This is a genomic window from Phenylobacterium sp., from assembly GCF_036723115.1.
Lineage (GTDB): Bacteria > Pseudomonadota > Alphaproteobacteria > Caulobacterales > Caulobacteraceae > Phenylobacterium.
On the sequence record NZ_DAIMHV010000003.1, the window covers coordinates 26,397 to 33,868 of the forward strand.

Annotated in this window: 8 protein-coding genes; 3 read left to right on the plus strand and 5 right to left on the minus strand. The window is 70.4% G+C overall.

Annotated elements, in window-relative coordinates; translation table 11 throughout:
* Positions 1 to 7: 7 nt before the first annotated feature.
* Together V7D28_RS00820 and V7D28_RS00825 are read right to left on the minus strand one after the other, a co-directional pair.
* Positions 8 to 529 carry a MaoC family dehydratase gene (locus V7D28_RS00820; RefSeq protein WP_333585450.1) on the minus strand — a complete coding sequence of 174 codons (522 nt, stop codon included), beginning with the start codon at positions 527 to 529 and terminating at the stop codon, positions 8 to 10.
* Positions 526 to 1,347 carry an HpcH/HpaI aldolase/citrate lyase family protein gene (locus tag V7D28_RS00825; protein WP_333585451.1) on the minus strand — a complete coding sequence of 274 codons (822 nt, stop codon included), beginning with the start codon at positions 1,345 to 1,347 and terminating at the stop codon, positions 526 to 528. Before V7D28_RS00825 ends, V7D28_RS00820 begins: the two co-directional genes overlap by 4 nt.
* A gap of 130 nt (positions 1,348 to 1,477) precedes the next feature.
* Between V7D28_RS00825 and V7D28_RS00830 the strand changes: the two genes are divergently transcribed.
* Positions 1,478 to 2,698, plus strand: a complete 1,221-nt coding sequence (locus V7D28_RS00830) for a CoA transferase (protein ID WP_333585479.1) — start codon at positions 1,478 to 1,480, stop codon at positions 2,696 to 2,698.
* A 12-nt stretch (positions 2,699 to 2,710) separates the two neighbouring features.
* On the opposite strand, the gene V7D28_RS00835 is transcribed toward V7D28_RS00830, so the two are convergent.
* Positions 2,711 to 3,469, minus strand: a complete 759-nt coding sequence (locus V7D28_RS00835; RefSeq protein WP_333585452.1) for a slipin family protein — start codon at positions 3,467 to 3,469, stop codon at positions 2,711 to 2,713.
* Between the two features lie 21 nt (positions 3,470 to 3,490).
* Positions 3,491 to 4,894 carry an NfeD family protein gene (locus V7D28_RS00840; protein ID WP_333585453.1) on the minus strand — a complete coding sequence of 468 codons (1,404 nt, stop codon included), beginning with the start codon at positions 4,892 to 4,894 and terminating at the stop codon, positions 3,491 to 3,493.
* A gap of 154 nt (positions 4,895 to 5,048) precedes the next feature.
* Here V7D28_RS00840 and V7D28_RS00845 point away from each other — a divergent pair, with 154 nt between their 5' ends.
* Positions 5,049 to 6,158, plus strand: coding sequence for an S-(hydroxymethyl)glutathione dehydrogenase/class III alcohol dehydrogenase (locus V7D28_RS00845; RefSeq protein WP_333585454.1), 1,110 nt, complete (start codon positions 5,049 to 5,051; stop codon positions 6,156 to 6,158).
* Positions 6,159 to 6,168: 10 nt separating this feature from the next.
* On the plus strand, positions 6,169 to 7,011 hold the full coding sequence (fghA, locus tag V7D28_RS00850) for an S-formylglutathione hydrolase (RefSeq protein ID WP_333585455.1): 843 nt from the start codon (positions 6,169 to 6,171) through the stop codon (positions 7,009 to 7,011).
* 8 nt (positions 7,012 to 7,019) lie between these two features.
* Here the strand turns inward: fghA and V7D28_RS00855 are convergent.
* The coding region (locus V7D28_RS00855) for a MarR family winged helix-turn-helix transcriptional regulator (protein ID WP_333585456.1) at positions 7,020 to 7,472 on the minus strand (453 nt) is incomplete at its 5' end.

The window sequence follows — 7,472 nt, forward strand, 5'->3', positions numbered from 1 at the left end:
TGGCCGGCTAGTACTGGCTGCCGGGCTTGTCTTCCACGGCCTGGCCGCGGCCGGGGATCAGCATGTCGCGCTTGAAGGTGGCGACGATCTTGCCGTCCTGATTGCGGCCCAGGGTGCGTATGGTGACGATCCCTTGGCCCGGCCGGGACTTGCTCTCGCGCTTGGCCAGCACCTCGCTCTCGCCATAGAGGGTGTCGCCGGCGAAGACCGGGGCGGGAAACTTCACCTCGTCCATGCCCAGATTGGCGATGGCCTTCTGGGAACAGTCGCTGACGCTCATGCCGATGAGCAGGGCCAGCGTATAGGTGGAGACCACCAGATTGCGCCCGAACTCCGTCTGCCGGCCATATTCGGCGTCGAAATGCAGGGGATGGGTGTTGAGGGTCAGCAGGGTGAAGAGGTGATTGTCGGCCTCCGTCACCGTCTTTCCCGGCCGGTGCTCATAGACGTCCCCCACCACGAAGTCCTCGTAGTAGCGGCCGAAGGTCTCGCGATAACGCCCCGGGGCGATTTCCTTGACGGTCTTCATGGGGCGCCTCCCTGCGCGCGATCCAGAATGCGTCGCGCCTGACGGGCGACGGGCAGTTCGATGAGTTTGCCGTCCAGCAGGGCCGGACCCCCGGCGGCGGCCTCGAAGGCGGCGATGATGCGCCGGGCCTGGGTCACGACCTGCGCGTCGGGCGTATAGACGGCGTTGACGGGGTCGATCTGGGCCGGATGGATGCAGGCCCGGCCGGTGAAGCCCAGGCGGCGCGCCCGGTCGGTTTCTTCGCGCAGGCCCTCCGGGTCGTCGACGGCGGCCGGCGGCGCGTCCAGGGCCTGGACGCCCGCCCTGGCGCAGGCCGCGGCGATCTGGCTGCGGGCGAAGAGCAGGGGCTCCCAGCTCATGTCGCAGCCCACCTCGGCGGAAAAGTCGAATGCGCCGAACAGAACGCCCGCCACCGCCGGCGCGGCGGCGATCTCCCAGGCGCGCATCAGGGCCTCCGGCGTCTCGATCAGCGGCCAGAAGGGGCGCGATTCCCCCAGCGCCCGCTGCAGCATGGCGAAGTCCTGGGCGCCGGCGGCCTTGGGGATCATGAAGAAGTCCGCCCGGGCGCGGGCGGCGGCCTTAAGGTCGTCCTCGAACCAGGGGGTGGCGCGCCCGTTCAGCCGCAGGCCCACGGCCGGCCCGCCGGCCGGTCGGCTGGCCAGATAGTCGAGGGCGGTCCTGCGCGCCGCGTCCTTGTCGGCCGGCGCCACGGCGTCCTCCAGGTCCAGGCACACCGCATCGGCCCCGCTGGCGGCCGCCTTGCCGAAACGGTCGGCGCGGGTGGCGGGCGCGAACAACAGCGAACGGAACTGGGCCAAGGGGTCCCCCTGCGACGAGTCGGCGAGGCGATAGAACACCCGCATGGCCCGCGGGCCAAGGCGTCCCTAGGGTCAAGCGCGGCCCATGCTAGGCGTGGGGGGCGGAGAGTTCGGAACAAGGCGCGTGATCATGTACGACCTGCTGAAAGGCCTGACCGTGGTGGAGGGCTCGGCCTTCATCGCCGGTCCCACCTGCGGCCTCTATCTGGCCCAGCTCGGCGCCCGGGTGATCCGCTTCGACAATATCGGCGGCGGGCCCGACTTCCGCCGCTGGCCCCTGGCTCCCGGCGGAGCCAGCCTCTACTGGGAAGGCCTGAACAAGGGCAAGCAGTCGGTGGCCATCGACCTGTCCCGCCCCGAGGGCCGGGATCTGGCCCAGCGCCTGGCCGCGGCCCCCGGCCCGGACGCCGGCCTGTTCGTCACCAACTTTCCCGCCGCGGGTTTCCTGTCCTACGACGCCCTCCGGGCCCTGCGTCAGGACCTGATCTGCGTGCGGGTCATGGGCTGGGCCGATGAGGGGCCGGGCGTGGACTACACGATCAACAGCGCCGTGGGCGTCCCGCTGATGACCGGCCATCCGGATGACGGGCGGCCGGTGAACCACGTCCTGCCGGCCTGGGACCTGTTGACCGGCGCCTTTGCGGCCTTCAACCTGGTGGCCGCCCTGATCAATCGCCACCGCACGGGGCAGGGGCGCGAGATCCGCATCCCCCTGTCGGACGTGGCCGCCAGCGCGCTGGCCAATATGGGGATGACCGCCGAGATCCTGGCCGGGGCGGGGGAAAGGCCCCGCCAGGGCAACACCCTGTTCGGCGCCTTCGGGCGGGACTTCCTGACCCGGGACGGCAAGCGGCTGATGGTGGTGGCCATCACCCCGCGCCAGTGGACCGGCCTGATCGAGGTGCTGGGGGTGGGTGAGGCGGTGGCGGCCGTGGAGTCCGCCCGCGGGGTGGACTTCCGCAAGGACGAGGGCCTGCGCTACGCCCATGCCGACGCCCTGATGCCCATCTTCGAGGCCGGCTTCGCCCGGGCCGACAGCGCCGCCCTGCTGCCCCGCTTTGACGAACTGGGGGTCTGCTGGGGCCCCTATCAGACCCTGTCCGAAGCCCTGGAGGACCCGCGCCTATTCAAGGACAATCCCATCTTCACCGAGCTGACCCAGGTCAGCGGCGCCCGTTATCCCGTGGCCGGCTACGCCGCCACCCTGCCGCAGGACGAGCGGCGCCCCCCGACGCCGGCCCCGGCCCTGGGCGCCCATACCGAGGCCGTGCTGGCTGACCTGCTGGGCCTGGACGGCGGCGAGATCGCCCGCCTGCACGATGCTGGGGTCGTCGCCTCAGCCGGGACCTGAAGGCGTCTTGCCTCAGGCCTTCTTGGCCATGTTGGCCAGGGCCGCCCCCAGCTCCATGGGCATGGGGAAGACGATGGTGGTGTTCTTGTCCGCGCCGATGTCGGCCAGGGTCCCGAGATAGCGGAGCTGCATGGCCTCGGGGATGGTGGCCAGGGTCTGGGCCGCCTCCAGGGTCGCCTGGGCGGCCTGCTTTTCCCCGTCGGCGTTGATGATGCGGGCGCGTCGGTTGCGCTCGGCCTCGGCCTGGCGGGCGATGGCGCGGATCATGCTCTCGTCGATATCGACGTGCTTGATCTCCACATTGGCGACCTTGATGCCCCATTCCTCGGTCTGGCTGTCGAGGATGGCGCGGATGTCCTGGTTCAGCTTGTCCCGCTCGGCCAGCATGTCGTCCAGATCGTGCTTGCCCAGGACCGAGCGCAGGGTGGTCTGGGCCAGCTGGCTGGTGGCGTCCATGTAGTTCTCCACCTGGATCACGGCCCGGTCGGCGTCGATGACGCGGAAATAGATCACCGCCGAGACCTTCACCGAGACGTTGTCGCGGCTGATCAGATCCTGGCTGGGCACGTCCAGCACGATGGTCCGCAGGTCGACCTTGACCATCTGCTGGACCACCGGGATCAGCAGGATCAGGCCCGGCCCCTTGACGCCGGAGAAGCGGCCCAGGGTGAAGACCACGGCCCGCTCATATTCCCGCATCACCTTCACGGCCTGCAGCAGGACGATGATCACGAGGATGAGGAGTGCGCCGTAACTGGCGATATCGAACATGGGAGTATCCTTCCTGGGCCGTCAGTCGGCCTGCGTCTTCACTTCGGGGGCGGGTTCGACGATCAGCGTCAGGCCCTCGCGGGCGACGACGCGCACCTTTTGGCCGGGCGCCAGGACGGCGGGGCTGCGGGCCTGCCAGTCCTCGCCCTGGGCATGGACCAGCCCCTGGCCGCCGGCCCAGCTGCGCACCTCCCCCAGGGCCTGGGTCAGCGCCTGGGCGCCGGTGGTCACCTGGCCGCGGGCCGCGCGCAGGGCCGCGCGCACCGCCACCAGGAAGAAGGCCAGGCTCAAGCCCACGGTGGCGGTCACCACCAGCGGCGAGATGCGATAGCCCGGCGCATCGCGGATCAACAGCATGGAGCCGATGGCCAGGGCGAGCGCGCCGGCCACCCCGAATATGCCGAGCCCCGGCGCCAGGGCCTCGGCGATGAGCAGCCCCACCCCAAGCACCATCAACGCCGCGCCGGCATAGTCCACCGGCAGCATGTTGAGCGCGAACAGGCCCACCACCAGGCTCACCGCCCCGATGGCGCCAGGGCCCACCGCGCCGGGGGACATGAATTCGAAGAAGAGGCCGTAGATGCCGACCATCAGCAGGATGTAGGCGATGTTGGGATTGGTGATCACCGCCAGGACCCGCGCCCGCCAGTCGGGGCTGAGCGTCTCCACCACCGCGCCTGCGGTGGTCAGCACCTGCGGCTCGCCGTTCAGGCGCACGGTGCGGCCGTCGGCCTGGGCCACCAGATCGGCCACGTCCCGGGCCAGCACCTCCACCACCTGCTGGTCGAAGGCCTCCTGGGCGGTCAGGGTGGCGGCTTCGCGCACCGCCAGCTCGGCCCAGGCGCCGTTGCGTCCCTGCAGGGCGGCCAGGGATCGCATATAGGCCGCCGCGTCATTGGTGACCTTGGCGGTCATGGCGTCCCCGCGGGGCGGGGCTTGGCTTTCGCCCTCGGTCTTGGGCGGCTCGGACGGCGCCAGCGGGTTGGCCCCGCCCATCTGGACCGGCGTGGCCGCGCCCAGGTGCGATCCCGGCGTCATGGCCGCCAGGTGGCTGGCATAGAGGATGTAGGTTCCGGCGCTGGCCGCCCGCGATCCGGCCGGGGTCACGAAGACGCTCACCGGAACCGGAGAGGCCAGGATGTCGGCGATGATCTCGCGGGTGGAGGAATCGAGGCCGCCCGGCGTGTCCATGGTGATGACCGCCAGGGCCGCCGATCGCTCCCGCGCGCTCTGAAGGCCCCGGCGCAGATATTCCGCTGTGCCTGGGCCGACGGCGCCGTCGAGCTCCAGCACCACCACGAGCGGCGCGGGTTCAGCGTTCTGCGCCTGGCCGGCGGGGGCGAGCCACAGACAGAGACCCGCCAGGAGCAGGATCAGCCCCGCCCGCAGCCCCGGTCGTCCGAATGGCGCCCTAGCGGGCCGCATCGCCGTCTCCTTCTGTTCCGCCTCGCCCATGCCCTGACCCTGACACCTTAAGCCGCCGCGGGTCCCTCTGTCTCCCCTGGCCGGGCCGGCGATGCGGCTTGATCTGGCCGGCGCAAGGCGCCACCGAGGGGACGAACCTGCCAAGGAGCCCGCCATGAAGACCCGCGCCGCCGTCGCTTTCGAAGCCAAGAAGCCCCTCGAAATCGTCGAGGTGGACCTGGAAGGCCCAAGGGCGGGCGAGGTGCTGGTGGAGATCAAGGCCACGGGCGTCTGCCACACCGACGCCTACACCCTGGACGGCCTGGACTCCGAGGGCCTGTTCCCCTCGATCCTGGGGCACGAGGGCGCGGGCGTCGTCCTGGAGGTGGGTCCGGGCGTCACCAGCGTCGCCCCCGGGGACCATGTGATCCCGCTCTACACGCCCGAATGCCGGCAGTGCAAAAGCTGCCTGTCGCGCAAGACCAACCTCTGCACGGCGATCCGGGGCACCCAGGGCAAGGGTGTGATGCCCGACGGCACTAGCCGGTTCTCTTACAAGGGCCAGGCCATCCACCACTATATGGGCTGCTCGACCTTCGCCAACCACACGGTCCTGCCCGAGATCGCCGTGGCCAAGATCCGCCCCGACGCGCCCTTCGACAAGGCCTGCTACATCGGCTGCGGCGTCACCACCGGCGTGGGCGCGGTGACCAATACGGCCAAGGTGGAGCCCGGCGCCAACGCCATCGTCTTCGGCCTGGGCGGCATCGGCCTGAACGTCATCCAGGGGCTGAAACTGGTGGGCGCCTCGATGATCGTGGGCGTGGACATCAACCCCGACCGCGAGGAATGGGGCCGCCGCTTCGGCATGACTCACTTCGTCAATCCGAAGACGATCAGCGGCGACGTCGTCCCCCATCTGGTGGAGCTGACCGGCGGCGGCGCCGACTACACCTTCGACTGCACGGGCAATGTGGAGGTCATGCGCCAGGCCCTGGAGGCCTGTCACCGGGGCTGGGGCGAGAGCGTCATCATCGGGGTGGCCGAGGCGGGGCGTGAAATCTCCACCCGACCCTTCCAGCTGGTCACCGGCCGGGTCTGGCGCGGCACGGCCTTTGGCGGCGCCCGCGGGCGCACCGACGTGCCGACCATCGTCGACTGGTACATGGACGGGAAGATCGAGATCGACCCGATGATCACCCACACCCTGCCGCTGGAGCGCATCAACGAGGCCTTCGACCTCATGCATGCGGGCGAGTCCATCCGCTCCGTCATCGTCTATTGAAGGCGGCGAGATGAGCGTCGAAATCCTCCAGCAGCACCGCGTCCATGGCGGAACCCTGAGCTATGTCCGACACGACAGCGGCGCCACCGGCACGCCCATGCGCTTCTCGCTCTTCCTGCCGGCGGGGGAGGGGCCGTTTCCCCTGCTGGTCTGGCTCTCAGGCCTGACCTGCACGGAAGACAACTTCACCACCAAGGCCGGCGCCTATGGCTCGGCCGCGGCCCATGGCCTGGCGATCCTGGCGCCCGACACCAGCCCGCGGGCCGAGGGCGTGGCCGATGACCCGGCCTATGATCTGGGGCAGGGGGCCGGCTTCTATGTGGACGCCACCCAAGGCCCCTGGACGCCGCACTTCCGCATGGAGACCTATGTCACCGGCGACCTGCTGGAGACGGTGGTCGCCCAGTTCCCCATCGACCGGGAGAAGGTCGGCGTCAGCGGCCATTCCATGGGCGGCCACGGCGCCCTGACGCTCGCCCTGCGCCATCCGGACCTGTTCCGCAGCGTCTCGGCCTTCGCCCCCATCTGCTCGCCCACCCGCTGTCCGTGGGGGGAGAAGGCGTTCAGCGCCTATCTGGGCGAGGACCGGGCTGCCTGGGCGGACCACGACGCAGCGCGGCTGATCGCGGCCGGCGCGGCCCAGGGGCGGTTCGATGACATCCTGGTGGACCAGGGCCTGGCCGACAATTTCCTCGAAGGCCAGCTGAAGCCCGAACTGCTGGAAGCCGCCTGCGCCGCCGCCGACCAGAAACTGACCCTGCGCCGCCACGAAGGCTACGACCACTCCTACTTCTTCATGGCCAGCTTCATCGCCGACCACGTGGCCTTCCACGCGGCGCGGCTGAAGGGCTGAACGCGCGCCTAATCCAGCCGCCCCACGTCCAGCACCGGCGAGGCGTCGATGCCTTCGGCGTCCATGAGGGCTGAGACCCGTTCCAGGGCGGCGATGATCGAGGCCTGTTCGTAGTCCGGCAGGCGGGTGAAGCGGGCGGAGAAGCGGTCCTGCAGCAGGTCGGGCGTCTCGGCCAGAGCGCGGCGGCCGGCCTCGGTGAGGGCCACGGTGATGCGCCGGCGGTCAGGGTGGGTCTTCTGCCGGACGATGAAGCCCCGGGCCTCCAGCTTGTCCAGCAGGGCGGTGACCGTGGCCTGGCTCAGCCGCGCCGCCTCGGCGATGGCGCCGGCGCCGGGCTCGCCGGCCCGGGCGACGATCTGCATGACAATGAGTTGCGACGGTGTCAGGCCCGTGGCGCGGGTCAGGTCGCGGGAGGCGAACTCCGCGGCGCGGACGATTCGCCGGATGGCGACCAGGGCGTC